The 20360-nt window shown below is 70.3% G+C and carries 19 protein-coding genes and 1 other RNA gene; 14 read left to right on the top strand and 6 right to left on the bottom strand.

Annotated features, from left to right (window positions below; translation table 11 throughout):
* Nucleotides 1-8 precede the first annotated feature (8 nt).
* Nucleotides 9-1073: an AAA family ATPase gene (locus tag ACFVM3_RS12315; protein ID WP_378438075.1), complete on the top strand. Its 1065-nt coding sequence runs from the start codon at nt 9-11 to the stop codon at nt 1071-1073.
* Here the strand turns inward: ACFVM3_RS12315 and ACFVM3_RS12310 are convergent.
* Nucleotides 1067-1624, bottom strand: coding sequence for a hypothetical protein (locus tag ACFVM3_RS12310; RefSeq protein WP_378438073.1), 558 nt, complete (start codon nt 1622-1624; stop codon nt 1067-1069). The two genes, ACFVM3_RS12315 and ACFVM3_RS12310, sit on opposite strands and share 7 nt — an antisense overlap.
* A gap of 169 nt (nt 1625-1793) precedes the next feature.
* Here ACFVM3_RS12310 and ACFVM3_RS12305 point away from each other — a divergent pair, with 169 nt between their 5' ends.
* Together ACFVM3_RS12305 and ACFVM3_RS12300 are read left to right on the top strand one after the other, a co-directional pair.
* On the top strand, nt 1794-2516 hold the full coding sequence (locus ACFVM3_RS12305; RefSeq protein WP_378438072.1) for a response regulator transcription factor: 723 nt from the start codon (nt 1794-1796) through the stop codon (nt 2514-2516).
* Nucleotides 2494-3975 carry a sensor histidine kinase gene (locus ACFVM3_RS12300; protein ID WP_378438070.1) on the top strand — a complete coding sequence of 494 codons (1482 nt, stop codon included), beginning with the start codon at nt 2494-2496 and terminating at the stop codon, nt 3973-3975. Before ACFVM3_RS12305 ends, ACFVM3_RS12300 begins: the two co-directional genes overlap by 23 nt.
* Here the strand turns inward: ACFVM3_RS12300 and ACFVM3_RS12295 are convergent.
* The gene (locus tag ACFVM3_RS12295) at nt 3953-4843 is read right to left on the bottom strand and encodes a serine/threonine dehydratase (RefSeq protein ID WP_378438068.1); all 891 of its coding nucleotides are present in this window, start codon (nt 4841-4843) and stop codon (nt 3953-3955) included. The genes ACFVM3_RS12300 and ACFVM3_RS12295 overlap by 23 nt on opposite strands.
* 45 nt (nt 4844-4888) lie before the next feature.
* Between ACFVM3_RS12295 and ffs the strand changes: the two genes are divergently transcribed.
* Nucleotides 4889-4985: signal recognition particle sRNA small type (gene ffs, locus ACFVM3_RS12290), an RNA gene on the top strand.
* Nucleotides 4986-5072: 87 nt separating this feature from the next.
* Here the strand turns inward: ffs and ACFVM3_RS12285 are convergent.
* Nucleotides 5073-5906: a spermidine synthase gene (locus tag ACFVM3_RS12285; protein ID WP_378438066.1), complete on the bottom strand. Its 834-nt coding sequence runs from the start codon at nt 5904-5906 to the stop codon at nt 5073-5075.
* An 82-nt stretch (nt 5907-5988) separates the two neighbouring features.
* Between ACFVM3_RS12285 and ACFVM3_RS12280 the strand changes: the two genes are divergently transcribed.
* Nucleotides 5989-8013, top strand: coding sequence for a DNA polymerase III subunit gamma and tau (locus ACFVM3_RS12280; protein WP_378438065.1), 2025 nt, complete (start codon nt 5989-5991; stop codon nt 8011-8013).
* A 56-nt stretch (nt 8014-8069) separates the two neighbouring features.
* Here the strand turns inward: ACFVM3_RS12280 and ACFVM3_RS12275 are convergent, their stop codons facing one another.
* Nucleotides 8070-9050: an ArsR/SmtB family transcription factor gene (locus tag ACFVM3_RS12275; RefSeq protein ID WP_378438063.1), complete on the bottom strand. Its 981-nt coding sequence runs from the start codon at nt 9048-9050 to the stop codon at nt 8070-8072.
* Between the two features lie 248 nt (nt 9051-9298).
* Here ACFVM3_RS12275 and ACFVM3_RS12270 point away from each other — a divergent pair, with 248 nt between their 5' ends.
* On the top strand, nt 9299-10858 hold the full coding sequence (locus ACFVM3_RS12270; protein WP_378438061.1) for a helix-turn-helix domain-containing protein: 1560 nt from the start codon (nt 9299-9301) through the stop codon (nt 10856-10858).
* Here ACFVM3_RS12270 and ACFVM3_RS12265 read toward each other — a convergent pair.
* Nucleotides 10855-11715 (bottom strand): N-acetylmuramoyl-L-alanine amidase, encoded by an 861-nt coding sequence (locus ACFVM3_RS12265; RefSeq protein ID WP_378438059.1) that lies wholly within the window; start codon nt 11713-11715, stop codon nt 10855-10857. The genes ACFVM3_RS12270 and ACFVM3_RS12265 overlap by 4 nt on opposite strands.
* A 68-nt stretch (nt 11716-11783) precedes the next feature.
* Here ACFVM3_RS12265 and ACFVM3_RS12260 point away from each other — a divergent pair, with 68 nt between their 5' ends.
* Together ACFVM3_RS12260 and recR are read left to right on the top strand one after the other, a co-directional pair.
* Nucleotides 11784-12140, top strand: coding sequence for a YbaB/EbfC family nucleoid-associated protein (locus tag ACFVM3_RS12260; RefSeq protein WP_007035126.1), 357 nt, complete (start codon nt 11784-11786; stop codon nt 12138-12140).
* A 1-nt stretch (nt 12141) separates the two neighbouring features.
* The gene (gene recR / locus ACFVM3_RS12255; RefSeq protein WP_005166260.1) at nt 12142-12738 is read left to right on the top strand and encodes a recombination mediator RecR; all 597 of its coding nucleotides are present in this window, start codon (nt 12142-12144) and stop codon (nt 12736-12738) included.
* 136 nt (nt 12739-12874) lie between these two features.
* Here recR and ACFVM3_RS12250 read toward each other — a convergent pair whose 3' ends face one another.
* Nucleotides 12875-13987 (bottom strand): UDP-N-acetylglucosamine 2-epimerase, encoded by a 1113-nt coding sequence (locus ACFVM3_RS12250; protein ID WP_257483280.1) that lies wholly within the window; start codon nt 13985-13987, stop codon nt 12875-12877.
* 61 nt (nt 13988-14048) lie between these two features.
* Between ACFVM3_RS12250 and ACFVM3_RS12245 the strand changes: the two genes are divergently transcribed.
* From ACFVM3_RS12245 to ACFVM3_RS12220, 6 genes are all read left to right on the top strand, one after another.
* Entirely contained in the window at nt 14049-15065 is a 1017-nt protein-coding gene (locus tag ACFVM3_RS12245; protein WP_378438058.1) for a glycosyltransferase family 2 protein, read from the top strand.
* The gene (locus tag ACFVM3_RS12240) at nt 15062-16360 is read left to right on the top strand and encodes a hypothetical protein (protein ID WP_378438056.1); all 1299 of its coding nucleotides are present in this window, start codon (nt 15062-15064) and stop codon (nt 16358-16360) included. Before ACFVM3_RS12245 ends, ACFVM3_RS12240 begins: the two co-directional genes overlap by 4 nt.
* A 72-nt stretch (nt 16361-16432) precedes the next feature.
* On the top strand, nt 16433-18412 hold the full coding sequence (locus ACFVM3_RS12235; protein ID WP_378438054.1) for a DUF6541 family protein: 1980 nt from the start codon (nt 16433-16435) through the stop codon (nt 18410-18412).
* Nucleotides 18413-18471: 59 nt separating this feature from the next.
* Nucleotides 18472-19173: a glycosyltransferase family 2 protein gene (locus ACFVM3_RS12230; RefSeq protein WP_257489823.1), complete on the top strand. Its 702-nt coding sequence runs from the start codon at nt 18472-18474 to the stop codon at nt 19171-19173.
* A 12-nt stretch (nt 19174-19185) separates the two neighbouring features.
* Nucleotides 19186-19623 (top strand): DUF2304 domain-containing protein, encoded by a 438-nt coding sequence (locus ACFVM3_RS12225; protein ID WP_378438052.1) that lies wholly within the window; start codon nt 19186-19188, stop codon nt 19621-19623.
* Nucleotides 19624-19652: 29 nt separating this feature from the next.
* Nucleotides 19653-20168, top strand: coding sequence for a uridine kinase (locus tag ACFVM3_RS12220; protein ID WP_378438198.1), 516 nt, complete (start codon nt 19653-19655; stop codon nt 20166-20168).
* Nucleotides 20169-20360 lie beyond the last annotated feature (192 nt).

Genomic DNA, 20360 nt, shown 5'->3' with positions numbered 1-20360 from the left:
CGAAAGCCATGGGGACCGCGAAGACGCCCGTGCTCTGGACGACCGGGGCGCCGGGTACCGGGAAATCCACCACGGCCTGGGGTTTGTACCGCCGCGTCGTGGAAGCCGACGGCAACGTCGCGTACGTCGACATCGACCAGCTCGGGCTGATCGGCCCGCCGCCAGGCGGCGGGGACGCCGCGCACGCGATCAAGGCGGCCAACCTGCTGCGGGTGCTGGAAATCCTGCGTGCGCGCGGTGTCGCTCAGCTCGTCGTGTCCGGTGTGGTGGACCCGGAGAAGCCGTACATCGAGAGCCGCGACTTCGCCCTCACGCTCGTCCGCCTGACGTGTGATCGCGACGAACTCCGGAGCCGGTTTCTCGGCCGTGGCTCACCCGCCGCTGCCTTGCCCGACCTCTTCGCGGTGGCGGATGTCTACGACCGCGCCGGTTTCGGCGAGGAGATGGACACGACCGGGCAACGGCCCGAGGAGACCGTGGAGGCGCTGTTCCACCGCTGTGCCGTGGAAGCCGGAACCGTCCGGCCGCCGGACCCCGGACAGCCGCGGCCCGGACCGGTGACCGTGGTGACCGGTCCGACGGCGGTCGGCAAGTCGACTGCCGCGTTCAGCGCGCTGCGGGACTTGTGGGAGCGGGACCTGCCCGTCGCGTATGTCGATCTCGCGCAACTCGGGTTCGCGCACCCCGGCCCCGATCCGGCGCTGGAAGCGGCGCTCCTGTCGGCCGTCTGGCGCGGCTATCGCGACGCGGGAGCGAAGCGGCTGATCGTCGTCGCCCGGGAATTCCTCCCTGAGCACCGGCGGGTCTTCGACGAGGTCACCGTCGTCCACCTCGACGCGGACGAACCGTCGCTCACCGAGCGAGTCCGGCGCCGGGCCGAAGGCGAGTCCGCGTTGCTGGCAGGCGACGAGTTACGCGGCGCGCCACCCGGCGTACGAGACCGGGTGGCCGCACGCGCGGTCGCCGAGGCTGCCCGGATGCGGCGCTCCGGCGGCGATCGCGTCGTCCTTGACACCTCCGGACAGGAACCCCCCGAAACGGCCGCCGCGCTACTCGCCGTCGTGGCTCAGTAACGCCGCTGGCCGTCCGGCGGCCCGCCACGCTGGTTCTGCGCGGGCTTGCCGATACTCGTCGCCGTCGCGGTGTCGCCGGTGACCTTCGCGTTCACCGTCACCGTTTCGCCGGTCTTGGGATCACCGGTCTTCTTCGTGGACGCGTCGATCGTGTAGACCTGTTTGTAGCCGTCCTTGCTGGTCAGGCTGACGGAAGTCGCGCTGATCTCGGTGATCTCGCCGGTCTGCATCCGTTCGGTGCTGAAGCCGCCCTTGCCGTCCGAGACGACGAAGTCGCCGTGCAGCGCGTCGCGTGGCATGCCGCCGCCAGGACCCATGAGCACCCGGCCGCCGCCGGGGCCGCCCATCATCCCGCCCTGTACGGCGCCGTTCGCGGCGGTTCCTGCCCAGATCGCGGCCCCGCCGCCGACGGCGATCACCACCGCCACCCCGGCCGCGATCGCGGTCTTGCGACCCGACCAGGTCTTCTTCGGTTCACCCGCCGGGGCAGGCGCGCCCCAGGCGGCGGGCTCGGCCGCCGGGGGGTCGGCGGGTTTGGTCGGTTCGGTCATCTGGTCGCCTCCGTGTACTCGGTTGCGGCCATGCTCGGCGCCGTCGCTGTGCGGGAGCTGTGCCATCGGTGGGCACGCGCTGTGATTCCGCCCCGGGAGGGTGATCGTTCACAGGAAACGCACAGGCTGCACACAGAGAAGCCTCATCGCCGCCGCCCAGGATGGCAGCATGCCCAGTGTGAACGTCCTGCGCCGTGTCGACGGCAGCCCCGTGCGGGTGCTGGTCGTCGACGACGAGGCGACCCTGTCCGAACTCGTGTCGATGGCGCTGCGCATGGAGGGCTGGGACATCCGCACCGCCGCCGACGGCACCGAGGCCGTCCGCGTCGCACGGGAATTCCGGCCGGACGCGGTGGTGCTGGACGTCATGCTGCCGGATCTGAGCGGCCTGGAAGTGTTGCGGCGCCTGCGTTCCGAGGTGCCGAACCTGCCGGTGCTGTTCCTGACCGCGAAGGACGCGGTGGAGGACCGGATCGCCGGGCTCACCGCGGGCGGCGACGACTACGTCACCAAACCGTTCAGCCTGGAGGAGGTCGCGTTACGGCTGCGCGCGCTGCTCCGGCGCGCGGGCGGCGTCGCCGGGCCGAGCGGATCGATGCTGGTCGTCGGCGACCTGACCTTGGACGAGGACAGCCGCGAAGTGCACCGCGGTGGCGATCCGGTACCGCTGACCGCCACCGAGTTCGAACTGCTGCGTTATCTCATGCGCAATCCCAAGCGGGTGCTGTCCAAGGCGCAGATCCTCGACCGCGTCTGGAGCTACGACTTCGGCGGCCAGGCCAATATCGTCGAGCTGTACATCTCCTATCTCCGCAAGAAGATCGACGCCGACAGGGAACCGATGATCCATACGATGCGCGGCGCCGGGTATGTCCTCAAACCCGCGGGGTAGGCGGCCTTGGTCCCTGCGGCGGCGGCTGATCGCGCAGGTCGCGGGGCTGCTCGCGCTCGTCTGCCTGGTGGTGGGCGTGGTGACCGAACTGGCGCTGCGGGACTTCCTGTTCGACCAGCTCGACGCGCGGATCGCCGAGACCAGCGAACGCGCCAGCCGTCCGCCACCGCCGGGGCGTCCCGGCGGGGAACGGGTGCCGGAAGGCCTGCGCGCGTACGGCCAGAGCACCGGTTCGTTGTTCGTGAACATCCTCCCGGACGGTCGCGTGGTCGCGGCGGTACTGCGGTCCAGCTACGACGCGAAGGTCGCCGACCCGTTCCCCCACGACCCGATCGGCCCGGCCCAGCTCTCGGCCCTGTTGCGGTCGACGCCGACCGACAGGCCTGCCGACGTGGACCTCGGAACGCTCGGGGAGTACCGCGTGGTGGCCAAACAGGCGTCCAACGGCGGTATCTCGATCACCGGACTGCCCACAAAGGACGTCACGGACACCTTGTGGAACCTGGGTTTCATCTTCGGGGGCGTCGCCATCGGCGGCATCCTGCTGGCGGGCGCGCTCGGCGCGGTGACCGTGCGGCGCACCATGAAACCCCTCGATCGCCTGGCCGCCACCGCGGCCAGGGTCGCCGAGCTCCCGCTCGACCGTGGCGAGGTCGCCCTGTCCGAGCGAGTGTCCGAAGTGGACACCGATCCGCGGACCGAGGTCGGGAAGGTCGGATTCGCGCTCAACCGCATGCTCGGCCACATCTCGAACGCGCTTTCCGCCCGTCAGGCCAGTGAAAGCCGGGTGCGCCGGTTCGTCGCGGACGCCAGTCACGAACTCCGGACGCCGCTCGCGGCCATCCGCGGCTACGCGGAACTCACCCGGCGCTCCGGCTCCGAGGTGCCGCCGGACATCGCGTTCGCGATGGGCCGGGTCGAGTCGGAATCGACGAGGATGACCGGCCTGGTCGAGGATCTGCTGCTGCTCGCCAGGCTCGACTCCGGGCGTCCGGTGGTGCATCAGCCGGTCGATCTCTCCCGGCTGGTCGCGGACGCCGTCGCCGACGCGCACGTCGCCGGGCCGGAGCACAAATGGCTGCTGGAGGTGCCGCCGGAGCCGATCACCGTCCTCGGCGACGCGGATCAGCTGCACCAGGTGGTGATCAACCTGCTCGGCAACGCGCGCACGCACACCCCGGCGGGCACCGAGGTCACCACCGCTTTGTCCATAGTGGACTCGATGGTGACACTGTCCATTGTCGACGGTGGCCCGGGGATCCCGCCGGAGATCCTCCCGGAGGTGTTCGAACGGTTCGCCCGCGGCGACGACTCACGGTCGCGGGCCGCCGGCAGCACGGGACTCGGCCTGGCCATCGTCGCGGCCGTCGTCGCCGCGCACGGCGGGCGGGTCGGGGTCGCCAGCCGTCCGGGTCGGACGGAATTCCGGGTCGAGCTCAGGGCGTCCAGTCACTGTTAGCGCCGCACAGGATGACGCAGGGCAGCTCGCCCTCGGTCCGCCCCGCCAGCCACGCCGCGAACGGGACCGCGGCGGCCGGTTCGACGGCGAGGCGGAACTCGTCCCAGAGCCGGTCCCGCGCGGCGAGCAGCTCCGCGTCGCTGACCAGCACGGACGTCACCCGATCGCGGAGCACGGCGAACGGGACGCTCCCGATCCTGGTCGCGCCGAGCGCGGACGCGGCCACCGAGTCGATCTCCACGTCCACGGGCTCGCCTGCCTTCAGCGCCGCGTCGAGCGCGCGGCACCGCTCCGGTTCGACGGCGAACGTCGGCAACCCGGCCAGCGACGTCCCCGCGACCAGCCCGCCACCGCCGACCGCGACCAGGAACGCGTCGACGTCCGGCGCGTCCTGGATCACTTCGGCCGCCACAGTGCCCTGACCTGCGACGACGGCGGGATCGTCGTACGCGTGCAGATACCGCGTACCCGGCTCGGAGGCGGCTTCGAGCGCCTTCGCGGCGGCCTCGGCGTACGTCGCTCCGTGGCGGATGAGCTTCGCGCCCGCCGCCTCGATCCGGGCCGTCTTCGCCTGCGGAGCCGACTCCGGCACATACACCGTCGCGGGCAGATTCAGCAGCGAAGCCGCCGTCGCCACGCCCAGCCCGTGGTTGCCGCCGGACGCCGTCAGCACCCGCTCCGGCAACGGACCGCTCACCAGCGCGTTCACCGCGCCCCGCAGTTTGAACGATCCGCTTCGCTGCAGATGCTCCAGCTTGAGGACCAGCGGCCGCCCGTCGACCTCCGCGCGCAGCAGCGGCGTGTGTCGCACGAACGGGTGGACGGCCTCGGCGGCCTTACGGACATCTGCCCAGGTCGGAGTACTCATACCCCCCACTGTCCTCCATACATGGACGGGAGTGACTACACTGGTCCTCGGATCCCGCGCGGCGTCCATCTTGTGAACCTCCCCAGGGCCGGAAGGCAGCAAGGATAAGCAAGCTCTGACGGGTGCGCGGGATCCGCCTTATTTTGTGGGGTCCGACCCCACACCCGGCCGGCGGGGCTTCGCCCCCCGGACCCCCGCGGTCGGTTGCGTGAGTGACCAGGGGGCCGGTTCAGAAGATCCCGAAGACGTCTTTTGGTGGTACTGGGGACGGTAGGGCTTCCGCGTCGGTGATTGGTCGGGCTTTGCCTTGGAGGTCGCGTAGGTCGTCGTTGGCTACGCAGCGGGCGGGGTATGCCGAGGAAGCGGCTCGGCGGGTCATCTTTGTCACGGGGAGTTCGGTGCGTGAGGCGGCGACCACGATGTTCCCGAAGCGGCGGCCTCGCAGGACGCCTGGCTCGGCCAAGATCGCCAGGTGAGGGAAGGAAGTCGCCAAGGTCGCCAGGAACCGGCGGAGGAACGGCAGGTTCGGCCCGTCGGAGACGTTGGCGACGTAGGTCCCGGCCGGGCGGAGGACCCGCGCGATCTCACTCGTGAACTCGACGGTCGCGAGCCCGCCTGCCAGGACTCCGCGTTCGAAAGCGTCCACGATGACCAGGTCGGCCGAAGCGTCGTACCTGCCGGAGACGCCTTCGCGGCCGTCGCCGACGCGGACCTTCAACCCCTTCAGGCCCAATTGCTCCCGGACGAGCGCCACGAGTTCGCCGTCGGCGTCGAAGACCAGCTGCCGTGAGCGCGGCCGGGCCGCGGCGATGTAGCGCGGAAGCGTGCAAGCCGCCCCGCCGACGTGCAGCACGTCGAGCGGGCCTTCGCCGAGGCAGTCGACTACGTCGGCGATCCGGCGGATGTAGTCGAACTCGAGATCCCTGGGGTCGTCGAGGTTGACGTGCGACTGGGCGACGCCGTCGACCGTGATCATCCAGGCGTTGGGCCGGTCGGCGTCCTGGAGCAGTTCGGCGGTGCCGAAGCGGACCGGATACCTGCCGGGGGTCGGTGCCGGTCTCACCTGTCGTGCCCTCCCGGTATCCATCCATGCCCCCGCCGCCGCCCTCAAAGGAGACGCTACGCGCCACTGTTAGATTCAACGCGTGGCTCTAGCTCTATACCGAAAGTACCGTCCGGCTACCTTCGCCGAGGTCGTCGGGCAGGAGCATGTGACCGATCCGCTGCGTACGGCCCTGGCCGCCGGGCGCATCAACCACGCCTACCTCTTCTCCGGCCCGCGCGGCTGCGGCAAGACGTCGAGCGCCCGCATCATGGCGCGTTCGCTGAACTGTGCGAAGGGCCCGACGCCGGATCCGTGCGGCGAGTGCAATTCGTGCCGCAACCTCGCGCCCGAAGGCCCGGGCAGTGTCGACGTCACCGAACTCGACGCCGCCAGCCACGGTGGTGTCGACGACGCCCGTGAGCTGCGGGACAGGGCCTTCTACGCCCCGGCCGACTCGCGCTATCGCGTCTTCATCATCGACGAGGCGCACATGGTCACCACGCAGGGTTTCAACGCCCTGCTGAAGATCGTGGAAGAGCCGCCGGAGCACCTGATCTTCATCTTCGCGACCACCGAACCGGACAAGGTGCTCCCCACCATCCGGTCGCGGACGCACCACTACCCCTTCCGGCTGATCCCGCCCAGTTCCATGCGTGAACTGCTGGAACGCAACGTCGCCGCCGAGGGCGCGAAGGTCGAGCCCGCGGTGTACCCGCTGGTCATTCGCGCGGGCGGGGGTTCGGCGCGGGACACGCAGTCGGTGCTGGACCAGTTGCTGGCCGGGGCCGGGCCGGACGGTGTCGACTACTCGCGCGCGGTGTCGCTGCTGGGGGTCACCGACGTCGCGCTCATCGACGGCATGGTCGACGCGCTGGCCGCGGACGACGCGGCCGCGGTGTTCGGCACCGTCGAGCGGCTCGCCGAGGCCGGGCACGACCCGCGCCGGTTCGCCACCGACCTGCTCGACCGACTGCGCGACCTGGTGATGCTGCGTTCGGTGCCGGACGCGGGTGAGCGCGGCCTGGTCGCCGCGCCGGACGACGAGCTCAAGAAGATGAAGGAGCAGGCGGGCAAACTGGAGCCCGCCACGCTCTCGCGCTACGCCGACATCGTCCACAATGGACTTTTGGAGATGCGGGGCGCGACCTCGCCGAGGCTGGTGCTGGAGCTGCTCACGGCGCGGATGCTGCTGCCGTCGGTCGCCGAGGGCACCGACGCGTTGCTCGCCCGGCTCGAACGGCTCGAACGCCGTGCCGCTACGGCTCCGGCACCCGTCGCCGCTCCGGCTCCGGCCGCTCAAGGCGTTCAGGCGGCTCCGGTGGCGCAGTCCGCCCCGGTCGCTCCGGCGGGTGAGCCCGTCCGCGAGTTCCAGCGGCCGTCGCAACGGGCCGCCGCGCCCGCGCAGCCGCAGGCCGCCCCGGCTCCCCAAGCGGCCCCGCAGGCCGCACCCCAGCCCGCCGCGCGGCCCGAGCCGGTCGCCGAGCGGCCCGCCCCGTCCCCGGCGGCGCCCGCTCCCGCCGCTGCTTCCGGTGGCGCGACGGACGTGGACGGGATCCGCGGCCGCTGGCCGCAGGTGCTCGCCGCCATCCGCAAGGTGCCGGGTGGCCGCAGCACCGAAGCGATGCTCACGCAGGCGAGCGTGGTGAGTGTCGAGGGCAACGCCGTCACGCTCACGCACAGCGCCGAGCCGCTGGCCCGGCGGCTTTCCGAACCGCACAACGCGGAGCGCGTCGCGACCGCGTTCAAGGAGGTCTTCGGCGGCGATTGGCAGGTGCGCTGCGTCCACGGCGCCGCGCAGCCTCGGCAGGCCGCGGCACCCAAGGCCGCGCCGCAGCCACCGGCGCCCGAGCGGTCTTTCACCCGCCGGTCCGTCGAAACGCCGGCCGCCGCCCCTCCCGCGCCGCCCGCGCCCAAGCCGGAGCCTCAGCGGCCGAAGGTGACGACCGCCGAGCCGGACATCCCGCTCCCGCCCGAGCCGGTCGAGGAGGACGAGGACCTCTACAACGAGGACGCGAGCCCCGCCCCGCCGCCTCCGCCGCTCCCGCCCGAGCAGGATCCCGAAGAGATCGCCAGGAAGCTGCTCGCCGACCATCTCAACGCCCGCCCGCTCGACGAGCGCAAGTAGTCCTCTCGATGCGGTGGTTCGTACCGCCAACTACCGCATTCAGAGGACGAAACGCGTCAGGGAGCGGTCCCTTCGTCGAGCTCCCCGGTGAGCAGTGCCGTGCCGAGCCGGGTGAGGTGGTGCAGGATGGCGCTGCCCTGCCTGGCGCTGGTGACGAGCCCGGCCTCGCGCAGCACGGCGGCCTGTTTGCTGGCCGTGCCGATCGACGTGCCGAGGCATGAGGCCAGCTTGCTGGTCGTACGCGGGACACGCAGCGCGCCGAGGCTTTCGGCGCGGGTCCTGCCGAGGAGCGCCACCAGTTCGGGAGACACGTCCGCCGGGCGGGCGCCGGTCGGCCTTGCCGGGTAGAGCAGCACCGGCGGCAGCGCCGGATCGATGAACGTGACCGGTGTGTTCGCGCAGAACCGGCTCGGGATCAGGGTCAGCCCCCGGCCGTCGAGATGGACGGTCCGTTCCCGCGGGTACGCGATCTCCAGCACCTCGCCGTCCCAGCCGCGGACGCCGGGGATGCCGCGCATCATCGCCCCCGCCCCCTCGGTGGCCAGCGTGCGGACGCGGTGGGCGCGGTCGGCCGCGACGGTCTCGCGCATGCTGTGCCAGAACGGCTCGATCACCAGTCCGTACGCGTCCCGCAGCGCGCCGACGACCCCGCCGACCTCCTCGCGATCGCCGTCGGCGAGCCGTTTCACCCAGGCCGGCGCGGCGCCGGTGAACACCGTCCGGAGATCGGCGCGCAGCCGTCCGCGCGGCGTGCACGCCACCGCCTCCAGCCCGCTTTCGAAGGAGCCCGCCGACGTGGGCGGGGTCAGGAAGTCGGGAAAGTTCCCCTTCGGCGGAACCAGCGTGAACAGCGTCTTCAGCGATCGGGCCGCTTCTTCGTTCTGGCGCAGGTTCAGCCGGACCTGTTGACGCCATGCCGATGGGCGGTCCTCTCTCAGCTGATGTGAACCGAGGACCAGCTCCCACAACGGGTCGGGTGCTTCGGCTATCCGGATCCCCTGGAGATCCTTGCGATCGAAGATCATCCGCAGAGTCATGCCTCGTCCCCCTCAAGACGGCATTTTCTTCTCCGCCGGTAACTCAAACGTGCCGGACGTGCCGAGACAAGCCATTCGGCCCAATCCGGGAGGGTGGGACGGAAACCCGGCTCCGACCTGCGGAGACGCCGGTGCGTGAGACGTCATCGGGAGGTCTCGGGCCGGTGATGTTTTCGCTGGGACGAAAAGGTGTGTCCCGTCGCGGGTCCATCGGTGACGCTTAGTAGGCACCACGCGGGGAGGGATCCATGACAGGGGGAGGACACGGCCGGGCCTTGGCGGAACTGCTCGAAGGGCTGAAACGGCGTAGCGGCCACAGCTACGAACGGATCGGCGTCAAGGCGCATCTGAGTCGTTCGACCGTCCACCGTTATTGCAGCGGTGCCAGTGTCCCGGCCGCGTTCGGGCCGCTGGAACGGATCGCGACGGCCTGCGACGCGGGGCGCGACGAACTGTCGGCGCTCTTCCGGTTGTGGGAACGCGCGGACGCGGCAAGGGGAGATGTCGTGTCCGCGCCTCCCGCGCCCGATCCGGTGCCGGAGCCCAGTGCCCGGCACCGGATCGGATGGTGGCCGCTGGTGGCTTCGCTCGTCATGGTCACCCTGGTCGGGGCGAGCGCCGTGCCCGCGGCGGAACCGGTCGCGCGGACGTTCCACGCCCCGATGTGGACGGACCTGCCGTCCCCGGTGGGCGACGAGTTCTTCGGGGTGACCGCGAACAGCGAGACCGGGCTGATGCCGTCGTTCGGTGCCGGGGCCGTCCGGCTCTGGGATTCGGGGACCCGCTGGCAGAACCTGGAGCCGGAGCGCGGCAGGCCGGAATGGTCCACTTTGGACAGGCTGGTCGACGGCGCGGGCCGGGCGGGGCTCCCGGTGCTGTTCGTCTTAGGTGGCACACCCGGCTGGGCGGCGCCGGGCGGACCGCCGTCGGCTTACCCGGACGGCTCCCGCGCGGCGGCGCCCGACGACCTCGCGGACTGGGACACGTTCGTCGGGAAGGTGGTCGAGCGGTACCGCGGCCGGATCGAGTCGTACGAGCTGTGGGATATGGCCAACCACCCCAAGTACTTCACCGGCCCGGTCGAACGGCTGGTGGAGATGGTCCGGCGGGCGAGCCGGATCATCAGGGCGGGTGATCCCGGCGCCGTGGTGGTCTGCCCGTCGATGGGGCAGCTCGGCGATCCCGCGGCCCGGCGGGTCCTGGAACGGTTCGGCGAACTCCGCGGCTACGAAAGCTGCGACGCCGCCGCCGTCAAACTGCACCCGGGCCGGATGGCGGATCCGCCCGAGACCATGCTCGCGCTCGCGGACGAGGTCGAGCGGAGTTTCCACCGCACCAACGGGCACGCGAACCTGTGGAGCACCGGTACCGATTTCGACGTCCCACTGCAACCGCCGGTCGATCCCGCGCTCGCCGCGGACTACGCCGCCCGCTTCTACCTGACCGGGCTCTACGCGCGCTTCAAGCGGATGTACTTCTACAACTGGGGAAGCGACCGCGTGCCGATCGTGCTGCAGCCCGCGGGCGGGCCGCCGACCCGCGCCGCCGCCCACGTCGGACGGCTCGGCCGGTGGCTCGACGGCGCGAAGATCCGCTCCTGCGGCGCGGGCACGCGAGCCGGGTTGCCGGAGAACCTGTGGCAATGCCGGTTCGAGCGGGACGGCGAGGAGTTCCGGATCGCGTGGGCGCCCGCCGGCACCGCGAGATCGTCCGCCCCCGGCACCGTGGAGCTGCTGGACGGGACGCGGCCGGAGACCGGGTCGGGCTCCGTCGAGATCACCGGCAGCCCGGCGTTGCTCAAGCCCTAACCGGCGAGGTAGTCCTCGATGGCCTTCGCGATGACGGCGGCGTACTGCTGACGTCCTTCTTCGCTCGCCATCGCCGCCGCTTCGGCCGCGTTGCGCATGTTCCCGCATTCCACGAGCGCGGCGGGCCGCGTCGAGAGGTTGAGCCCGCCGAGGTCGGCGCGCGGGGCGAGCCCGTTCGTCCCGAGGTACGTAGACGTCGGGAAGCCGCCCGCGCGGAGACCGTCCCGCAACGCCGTCGCGAGTTTCACCGAGGGCTCGCCCTGCTGGGCGTTCAGCGGCGGTGCCGAGTAGGCGACGTGGAAACCGTGCGCCCCGGCGGAATTCGAGCCGTCCGCGTGGATCGACACGACCGCGTCGGCCTGCGCGTCGTTCCCGATCGCGGCGCGTTCGTTGACGCACGGTCCGACTCCGGTGTCGCTCTGCCGCGTGAGGACGACGCGAATTCCCTTGGCCGTCAACGCCTGTGAGATCCGCTGCGAGACGTCCCAGGTGAACGCGTGCTCGGAATAGCCGGAATTCGTCGAGGTTCCGGTGGTGTTGCACGGTTTCGTCTTGCCGCGTCCCGCCGGGACCTGCCGGTTGATCTCGCCGGGCTTGCCGGAGTTCCCGCCGTTGTGACCGGGATCGAGCACGACGACCTTGCCCGTCTTCGGCTGCTGCGTGCTCGAAGGCGGCGGCGCGCTCGAAGGTGCCGTGCTCGTCGTGGGACTCGGCTGCGGAAGGGTGGTGAGGACCGTCGTGGTGCCGGGTGGAGCCGGACTCGACGGCGAGGACGCGGGGGTGTCCACCCCGCACGCCGTGAACAGCGTCAATCCGATCGCCACCACCAGGCCCAGCCGTCGTCGCACGGCGCCCACGGTGCCACACGCGTGACGGCTAGGCTGGTAGGCGGCACGGGATTTTCCAGGAGAGGACCGATCGGATCATGGTGCAACCCGGTGGCGGCTTCGACCTGTCGCAGATCATGCAACAGGCCCAGCAGATGCAGCAGAAGCTGGTCGAGGCCCAGGAAGAGCTGGCCAACACGGAGGTGACCGGTACTTCCGGCGGCGGCCTGGTCACCGCGACCGTGTCCGGCGACAGTCAGCTCAAATCGCTGTCCATCGACCCCAAGGTGGTCGACCCCGACGACGTCGAGACCCTGTCCGACCTGGTCGTCGCGGCCGTGCGGGACGCTTCCGCCAACGCGCAGAAGCTCACCGAGCAGAAGCTCGGCCCGCTCGCAGGCGGCCTCGGCGGCGGGATGCCGGACCTCGGTGGCTTCCCCGGGCTCGGCGGCTAGCTTGTACGAGGGTGTCGTCCAGGATCTGATCGACGAACTCGGGCGGTTGCCCGGCGTCGGTCCCAAGAGCGCGCAGCGGATCGCCTTCCACCTGCTGGCCGCCGATCCCGCGGATATCGCGCGTCTGCAGGAAGTGCTCGGCAAGGTCAAGGAAGGCGTGCAGTTCTGCGAGGTCTGCGGCAACGTCTCGGAGCAGGAGACCTGCCGGATCTGCCGCGACACCCGCCGCGATCTCACGGTCATCTGCGTGGTCGAGGAGCCGAAGGACGTGCTCGCCGTCGAACGGACGCGCGAGTTCAAGGGTCGCTACCACGTGCTCGGCGGCGCGCTGGACCCGTTGTCCGGCATCGGGCCGGAGCAGCTGCGCATGCGGGAGCTGCTCGCGCGGATCGGGGGCGCGGAGATCAGCGAGATCATCATCGCGACCGACCCGAACACCGAAGGCGAGGCGACCGCGACGTACCTCGTGCGGATGCTGCGCGACTTCCCCGGCCTGACCGTGACGCGGCTGGCGTCCGGTCTGCCGATGGGTGGCGACCTGGAGTTCGCGGACGAGCTGACGCTGGGCCGGGCGCTCTCGGGCCGCCGGGCTCTTTAGGCCCTCGCGCACTGTGACGGCCGCGAGGAGCTCCTGCGGACCCTGAAGTCACTCACGAAACGCCATGAACGGTCCGTTACTTGCAAAATTTGCAAGTAACGGACCGTTCATGGCGCGTGAAGGGCCGAGCGAAGCGTCAGCAGTAGCCCAGGCGGGCCAGCGTGTCGACGATGATCTCCGACGGGTGGAACTTGTCGACCCAGGACTCGCCGCGGCGGTTCTGGTAGGTGTCGAGGAAGTTCTGCAGCTTGTCCCCGCGCATCTCGGTCAGCACGACGGTCTCGCCGAGGTGCTGCGGCGTCTCGGTGCGCTCGCGGTGCACGGCGCACGGCAGGCCGAGGTAGTAGCACTCGGCCGACAGGCCACCCGAGTCGGTGACGACGTATTCGGCGCGCGCGACCAGCGGCAGGAACTTCAGGTACCGCATCTTCGGCTGGATGATGAAGTTCTTCTCGTCGAAGAGGTTCGCCAGGCCGAGCGAACGGATCTTCTCCCGCTCGGGCGCGCCCGCCATGTAGAGGATCGGCATCTGCTTGCTCTGCTCGCGCAGGATCTCCAGCGCCTCGCGGTACTTCTCCGCGCGCGAGACCAGTTCGAAGCGGTGCAGGGTGGCGAGGCCGAACTTCTCCGGCAGGCCCTCGACGTCCAGCGGCCCGTTGATGGCCATCCGCATCGCGTCGATCGCGGTGTTCGCCTCGGTGTCGACGACGACGCCGCGCGCGTTGCGGAGGTTGTTCACCTCACGCGCGCTCGGCGCGAAGTGCATGTCGACGATCTTCGCGGCGATCTTCCGGTTCAGCTCCTCCGGCAGCGGCGACATGATGCTGCCCGACCGCGCGCCCGCCTCGACGTGCCCGACCCGCGACTTGAGGATCCGCTTCCCGATGAGCGAGCCGTACGGCGTGGTGAAGGTGTCGCCGTGCACCAGCACCAGCGGCGGACGCCCGTCCTCGACCAGCGCGGCCTTCAGTTCGGCCCGGCGGCTCCACGCGGTGCGCAGGACCTGCGTGGCCCAGCCCGGCACCTGCGCGGGCGACTCCAGGTTGTGCGCCTTCTCCTTCGGCACGAGCCAGACGTCGGGCTCCGGAAGGTTCAGATCGGCGAGTACGTCCGAGACCTCGTCGACGTGCTGGGCGGTGAACCAGATCTTCGGCCGGACCCCGCGTTCGAGGATGCCGTGGTAGACCGGCGCGATTTTGATCAGTTCCGCCGTGGTGCCGAGAATGAAGGAAATCACCGGAAGAGCCATTCTGTCGGGGTCTGCGGTGCCCGAAGGATACTGGTGGGCCGCGCAAGGTAGCCTCGCCGGGGTGAGTGCGAATTCGCTCCTCCCGGCCCTGTCCGTCGTGATCCCGGTCTACAACGAGCAGGACTGGATCGATCGCAGTGTCGGCGCGCTGATCGCGTCGGCACAGACGGCGAACTGGCCGGTCGAGGTCGTCGTGGTCGACGACGGCAGCACCGACGGCACCGGCGACAAGCTCGCCAAGCTGCAGGAGCTGTACGGCATCACCGTCCTCACCCAGCCGAACAGCGGCCGGTTCGAGGCGCGCCGCGCCGGGATCGCGAAGGCGTCCGGGCGGCAGATCCTGCTGCTCGACAGCCGCGTGATCGTGGACTCCGGTTCGCTCACCTTCCTCCGCGACCAGCTCGTCGATCATCCCGAGCGCACGGTGTGGAACGGTCACATCAACGTCGCGTCCGAACACAATCCGTACGCGGGATTCATGGCGGGACTGGTCAAGATCCCGTGGCGCCGTTATTGCGCGGATCCGCGGTTGATGTCGTTCGGTATCGAGGAGTTCGACGTCTTCCCCAAAGGCACCGGATTCTTTTCCGCGCCGAAGGACGTTCTCGAGGATTCGTCCAACGCGTTCGAGTCGCTCTTCGAAGACGTCCGTTTCGCCAGTGACGACACGGGCGTTCTGCGCTGGATCGCCGAACGCCACCGCATCTTCCTCGCGCCGGAGTTCTCCGCGACCTACCACGGCCGGGATTCGTTCAAGAAGTTCGTCGGGCAGTCGTATTTCCGCGGCACCACGTTCGTCGATTCGTATCTCGCGTCACCCGGCCCCGCGCGCAACGGCCTGTTCGCCGCGATGGCCGTCGGAGTGCTCGGGCTCGGTGTCGCCGCGAAGCGCCCGAAGGCCGCTGTCGCGCTGGCCGCCGCAGGGTCCACGGCCGCGGGCTTCGCGGTGACGAAGTTCGGCGCGACCAAGGCCGAGGCCAAGGCCGTCGCCCAGCTCACCCCGGTGTTCGCGGCCGGCTTCGGCGCCGGAGCGCTCCGAGGCCTCTTCATGGCGCTGCGGGCCAAGCTGCGGCGATGAGCAACGCGGTGAGCAGTGAAGAATTGGCCAAGGACACCGGGAAGTCCGCCGGCCGCATCGGCGTCTACCTGCTGATCGCCATCGCGCTCGGCTACGTCCTCACCGTGGTCTGGGGCCGGACGCTGTCGAAGGCCGACAACGCCGTCCTGCTCTCGTTCTGGGGCATGTTGATGGGACTGGGCGCCGCCCTTTCCCCGCTGGAGCAGGAGATCTCCCGCCAGTCCGCGCACGCCGCGCTCGAAGGCCGCAAGGCAGGGCGCCCGGCGGTCATCGCCTTCGTCACCAGCGCGATCGCCGTGGCGATCGTCGGGCTGGTCACGTTGCTCCCGCCGATCACCGAAAAGGTCTACGGCGGCCAGTTCGCGCTCGCCGTGATCGTGCTCGCGGGCGGAGTCTCGTTCGCTTTCCAGTTCACCGCGCGAGGCCTGCTGATCGGCCAGGACCACGTCCGGTCCTACTCGTGGCTGATCCTGGTCGAGGCCGCGGTGCGGATCCTCGTGGTCGCAGCGTTGGTGGTCGCCGGGCTTACCCAGCTGTACTGGTTCGCCGTCGCCGCCGCGACCGGCTCGTTCGCCTGGCTGCTGTTCGCCCGCGGCGCCGCCAAGCTGGTCGATCCCAAGCTCGAAGCCGACGTGCCCGCGAAGCCGGTGGTCACGAACATGCTGATGCTCCTCGCGGGCGCCGGGCTCACCGCGAGCGTCATCACCGGCTACCCCGCGCTGGTCAGCCTGCTCGCGCCCGGCGGCGACATGGACAAGCTCGGCGTGCTCTTCCTCGCCCTGTTCGTGGCGAGGACGCCGCTCACGCTGATGGCGCCGGTCCAGGCCCTCGCGGTTCCGACCGTGGTGCGCCTGTCCAGCACCGAGGAGGGCAAGCACCGGCTACGGAAGCTGCTCGCGCTCGGCTCGGCGGGCGCGCTGGCGCTCGCGGCGCTCGGCGCGCTGGTCGGCTGGCTGATCGGCCCGTGGGTGGTGCGCCTGGTCTACGGCGCCAAGAACGATCCCGAAGCCTGGTGGATGGCCGGACTGGTCTGGTCCTCGGTGCTGCTGGCCGCGATGCAGCTGCTCGCCGCCGTCCTCGTCGCGCAGGCCAAGGCCACGAAGGTGCTGATCACCTGGGCTGCCGTCGTCGTCGCGACCGCGCTGGTCCTGCTGTTCTTCCCCGGCGACACGGTCGTGCGCGCCGTCGTCGGCCTCGCCGCCGGGCCGACCGTCGGCCTGCTGGTCGTCATGGCGTTCGTGGTGAGGGGCACCCCCGCGACGGGCAACGCGCGACCTTCCGAAACGTCTCGATAGTGTGGCCGCGCCATCGCGCGCCGCGAACGAGGTGGCGTCCTTGACGCCGAATAGGGTTGGACAGCGAATTCGATGAACGTTCTTTTGGTCTTGCTGGCGTTCTGGCTGCCGGGGCTCGTCTTCGGTGCCGCCATCAGGCTGCGCGGCTGGACGCTCGCCGCCGCGGCCCCGCTGCTGACCTTCGGCCTCGTCGCCATCGGCATTCCGATCCTCGGCCGCTTCGGCATCCGCTGGACGATGCTGAACGTCGGCCTGTGGGTCCTGATCCTCTCTGTCGTCGGTTTCGCCCTGTCGTTCCTCGTCCTCCGCTTCACCGCGAAGCGGCACCCGGACTGGGCCGAGGACGAAGACGACGACGAGACGAAGCGTTCCCTGCGCGACCACCTGCTGATCGGCGCCGGTGTCGTGGTCGGCCTCGGCGTCGGCACCGTGACCTTCCTGCGCGGCTCGCATTCACTGGAGAACGTCCAGCAGGGCTGGGACGCCCCGTTCCACGGCAACCTGGTGCGCTGGATCGCCGAACACGGCGACGCGCGCGCGTCGACCGTCGGCACCATCGCGAACCTGCCGAACCAGACCGACTACTTCTACCCGGACACCTATCACGCGCTGCTCGCCCTGATCTTCGGCAAGGGCGGCCTGACGATGATGCCGACGCTGAACCTGGCGGCGCTCGCGGTCGTGCTGACCGTCCCGGTCGGCGTCGCGGCGATGTGCCGGGCCTGGCGTATGCCGGTCCTCGCGACCGCCGCCGCCGCGGCCGTGTCCACCTGGTTCACCGCGTTCCCGTACGACTCGCTGTGGCGCGGCCCGCTGTGGCCGTACGTCGCCGGGGTGGCGCTCGTGCCCGCCATGCTCGCGCTCGCCCGCCTGCTGCTGAAGCCGAACGGCGTCGCCGGACCGCTCGCGATCGGCGTCGGCGTCGCCGGGCTGGCCGGCCTGCACACCAGCCTGATCTTCGTGATCATGGTCTACTTCCTGCTGATCCTGCTCGCGGTGCTGTTCCGCTTCGAGAAGATCGGCTGGCGCCGCAGCGCCGCCTCGCTGGTGGCCACGGTCGTGATGGCGGTCGTGCTCGGCGTGCCGCAGGTCCTCCCGGCGCTCTACAACGCCGGTGGGGTGACGAGCGCGTTCTGGGCCTCGGAGACCAGCGTGTCCGGCGCGCTCGGGCAGACGATCACGTTCTCGCCGATGGCGGCGTTCCCGCAGTGGTGGATCGGCATCCCGGCGATCATCGGGGTGTTCCTGCTGGTCAAGCACCGGCGGATGCTCTGGATGGTCGGCGCGTACGTCGTGCTCGGCGGCCTGTTCGCCGCGACGATCTCGCTGGAGACCCCGCTCATCCACACCCTGACCGGCGTGTTCTACAACGACCACTGGCGGATCGGCGCGCTCGTGCCGTTGGCGGGCGCCGTCGCGTTCGGCGAGTTCGTGCACACCGCGTCGGGCAAGTTCGCCGAGAAGCTCGGCGAGCGGAAACCGAACCTGAACCCGTTCACCGCGGCCGTCGCGGGCGCGCTGGTGGTCGGCCTGGTCGTCGCGGTGCTGAGCCGCGGCGGTTACATCGGCCGCAACTCCGCGCGGCTCGCGATGAGCTACGGCCCGGACGGCCCCTCGGTCAGCAAGGGCGAGGAAGAGGCCTACGCCTGGCTCGGGAAGCACGTCGTCCCCGGCGAGCGGGTCATGAACAACAAGGCCGACGGCTCGGTGTGGATGTACGCGCTCGCCGGGGTTCAGCCGGTCGAGTGGACCAACTACGGCGCCGAGTTCACCACCAAGGCGGGCTGGCTCAGCGTGTTCCTCAACGACCTCAACCGCGAGCCGCGCGTGCGCGAGGCGCTCACCGACCTCAAGGTGCGCTACGTGCTGGTCGGCAAGGGCAAGGTGGCCCCGAACGCGCAGTCCGCGGTGGGTCTCCAGCGCCTCGACGTCACTCCGGGTTTCAAGCGCGTCTTCCACAACCTCGACGCGTCGGTTTACGAAATCGAAGGTCAGCAAGGTGTGGTCGCCGCCGGCGCCCCCGCCGGGTCCGACACCGCTCACGGCCAGTAAGAAGATAGAGTGATCCAGTGTCCAGTACGTCCGTGACCACCCGCCGCGTACTCATCGTGATGCCCGCGCTGAACGAGCAGGCCAGTGTCGGCGCGGTCATTTCCCAGGTCAAGCAGTCCTTGCCGGGCATGGACGTGCTGGTGGTCGACGACGGCTCGTCCGACGACACGGCCAAGCTCGCCCGCGCGGCGGGCGCGGAGGTGGCCCGCCTGGCGGTGAACCTCGGCGTCGGCGGGGCGATGCGCACCGGCTTCCGGTACGCGGCCGCCCGCGGCTACGACGTCGTCGTCCAGGTGGACGCGGACGGTCAGCACGATCCCGACGAGGTCGCGGCCCTGCTGGACGCGCTCGACGACGCCGACATCGCGATCGGCTCGCGGTTCGCGGGCAAGGGTTCGTACAAGGCGAGCGGCCCGCGGAAATACGCGATGGTCGCGCTCTCGGTCGTTTTCTCCCGGCTCGGGAAGACCAAGCTCACCGACGTGACCTCCGGGTTCAAGGCGATGGGCCCGCGCGCGATCAAACTGTTCGCCGCGTACTACCCGGCCGAATACCTCGGCGACACGGTCGAATCGCTGGTGATGGCGATCCGCGCCGAACTGAAGATCAAGGAAATCCCGGTGATCATGCGCGAACGGGCGGCCGGAACGCCGAGCCATTCGCCGGTGAAATCGGCCATCTACCTCGGCCGCGCCGGACTCGCCCTGCTGCTGGCGCTGGTGCGCCGCCGTCCCGCCGTCGACTCGTCGGATTCGGCGTAAAAGGAGCTGATTATGGCTGGCTGGCGCATTCTCAGCATCGTCGTCGCCTGTCTCGTGCTGTTCGTCGTCCTCGAGATGATGCGGCGGCGGAAACTGCGGGAAAAGTACGCGGGTGTCTGGCTCGTCCTCGCCGTCGGCGTGGTCGTGCTCGCCCTCGTTCCGCAGGCGGCCGACTTCATGGCGCGGATAACCGGCGTGCAGACGCCGTCGAACTTCGTATTCCTCTTGGCCGGTGTGGTGCTGGCCTTGGTCGCACTGCATCTGTCGACCGAGGTCGGGCATCTCGAAGAAGAGGTCCGGACCTCCGTCGAGGAGATCGCGCTGCTCCGCTGCGAACTCGCCGACGCCCAGCGCGCCCTGGAAGAACGGGTCGCCGCGCTCGAAGCCAGGACGGCCGCGCCCGACAACGTCAAAGGGCTCCCCGAAGTGAGCCCCGCACGCGCACGCTGATCGACGCCCTTCTCGCGGCCCCGCCGAGGCTGGGTGCCGTCCGCGTACTGGCCGTCGACGGCCCGTCCGGCTCCGGGAAGTCCACGCTGGCCGGAAAGATCGTGGCCGAACTGGCCGGCCGCGGCGTCCGGGTGGCGCTGGTGAGCACCGACGAGTTCGCCACCTGGGACGAACCGGTTTCGTGGTGGCCGCGGCTGGAAACCGGTGTCCTGGAACCGCTGCGCGCGGGCAGGGCAGGCCGGTACCGGCGAGTGGACTGGTCCAGTGGTGTCCCGCTGCCGGGTGAAGAGGTCGAGATCCCGGTCCCCGAAGTGCTGGTGCTGGAGGGCGTTTCCAGTGGCCGCGCGCGGATGCGGCCGTCGTTGTCCCTGCTGACCTGGCTGGACGGCGGGAGCGAGGCCGAACGCCTGGAGCGCGGTGTCGAGCGTGACGGCGAGGACTCCCTGGCGGAACTGCGGCGTTGGCAGTTGTTCGAGCGCGGATGGTTCGCCGTCGACGGGACCCGGGCCGCGGCGGATCGCGTGCTCACCCCTCTGGAGTGGTGAGTCCGGTGGCCGATGGCGGTTTCGCGTGACTGGACGGACTACACGGTCGCCACTCGAAGGCGCCGGCGACACCACCAGCCCGAACAGCCACAGTGGCGGCGCGTGAAGGACCCCTTCCCTCGGCTCAGCCGAAGAAACTCGACCTTCACACCTTGCCGAGTACATGAAGGCCCCCTTCCTTGCGCCAGGCGC

This window comes from Amycolatopsis sp. NPDC057786, from assembly GCF_042797905.1.
Classification (GTDB): domain Bacteria; phylum Actinomycetota; class Actinomycetes; order Mycobacteriales; family Pseudonocardiaceae; genus Amycolatopsis.
The sequence above is the reverse complement of the archived record's forward strand: the minus strand, read 5'-3'. Positions and strand labels throughout refer to the sequence as shown.

Coding starts and splice junctions, on each gene's coding strand:
- ACFVM3_RS12230 (WP_257489823.1), top strand. CDS start 18,472: ATGCCCGCGCTGAACGAGCAGGCCAGTGTCGGCGCGGTCATTTCCCAG.
- ACFVM3_RS12310 (WP_378438073.1), bottom strand. CDS start 1,624: ATGACCGAACCGACCAAACCCGCCGACCCCCCGGCGGCCGAGCCCGCC.
- ACFVM3_RS12275 (WP_378438063.1), bottom strand. CDS start 9,050: ATGACTCTGCGGATGATCTTCGATCGCAAGGATCTCCAGGGGATCCGG.
- ACFVM3_RS12305 (WP_378438072.1), top strand. CDS start 1,794: ATGCCCAGTGTGAACGTCCTGCGCCGTGTCGACGGCAGCCCCGTGCGG.
- ACFVM3_RS12240 (WP_378438056.1), top strand. CDS start 15,062: ATGAGCAACGCGGTGAGCAGTGAAGAATTGGCCAAGGACACCGGGAAG.
- ACFVM3_RS12295 (WP_378438068.1), bottom strand. CDS start 4,843: ATGAGTACTCCGACCTGGGCAGATGTCCGTAAGGCCGCCGAGGCCGTC.
- ACFVM3_RS12315 (WP_378438075.1), top strand. CDS start 9: ATGGGGACCGCGAAGACGCCCGTGCTCTGGACGACCGGGGCGCCGGGT.
- ACFVM3_RS12235 (WP_378438054.1), top strand. CDS start 16,433: ATGAACGTTCTTTTGGTCTTGCTGGCGTTCTGGCTGCCGGGGCTCGTC.
- ACFVM3_RS12270 (WP_378438061.1), top strand. CDS start 9,299: ATGACAGGGGGAGGACACGGCCGGGCCTTGGCGGAACTGCTCGAAGGG.
- ACFVM3_RS12300 (WP_378438070.1), top strand. CDS start 2,494: ATGTCCTCAAACCCGCGGGGTAGGCGGCCTTGGTCCCTGCGGCGGCGG.
- ACFVM3_RS12225 (WP_378438052.1), top strand. CDS start 19,186: ATGGCTGGCTGGCGCATTCTCAGCATCGTCGTCGCCTGTCTCGTGCTG.
- ACFVM3_RS12250 (WP_257483280.1), bottom strand. CDS start 13,987: ATGGCTCTTCCGGTGATTTCCTTCATTCTCGGCACCACGGCGGAACTG.
- ACFVM3_RS12260 (WP_007035126.1), top strand. CDS start 11,784: ATGGTGCAACCCGGTGGCGGCTTCGACCTGTCGCAGATCATGCAACAG.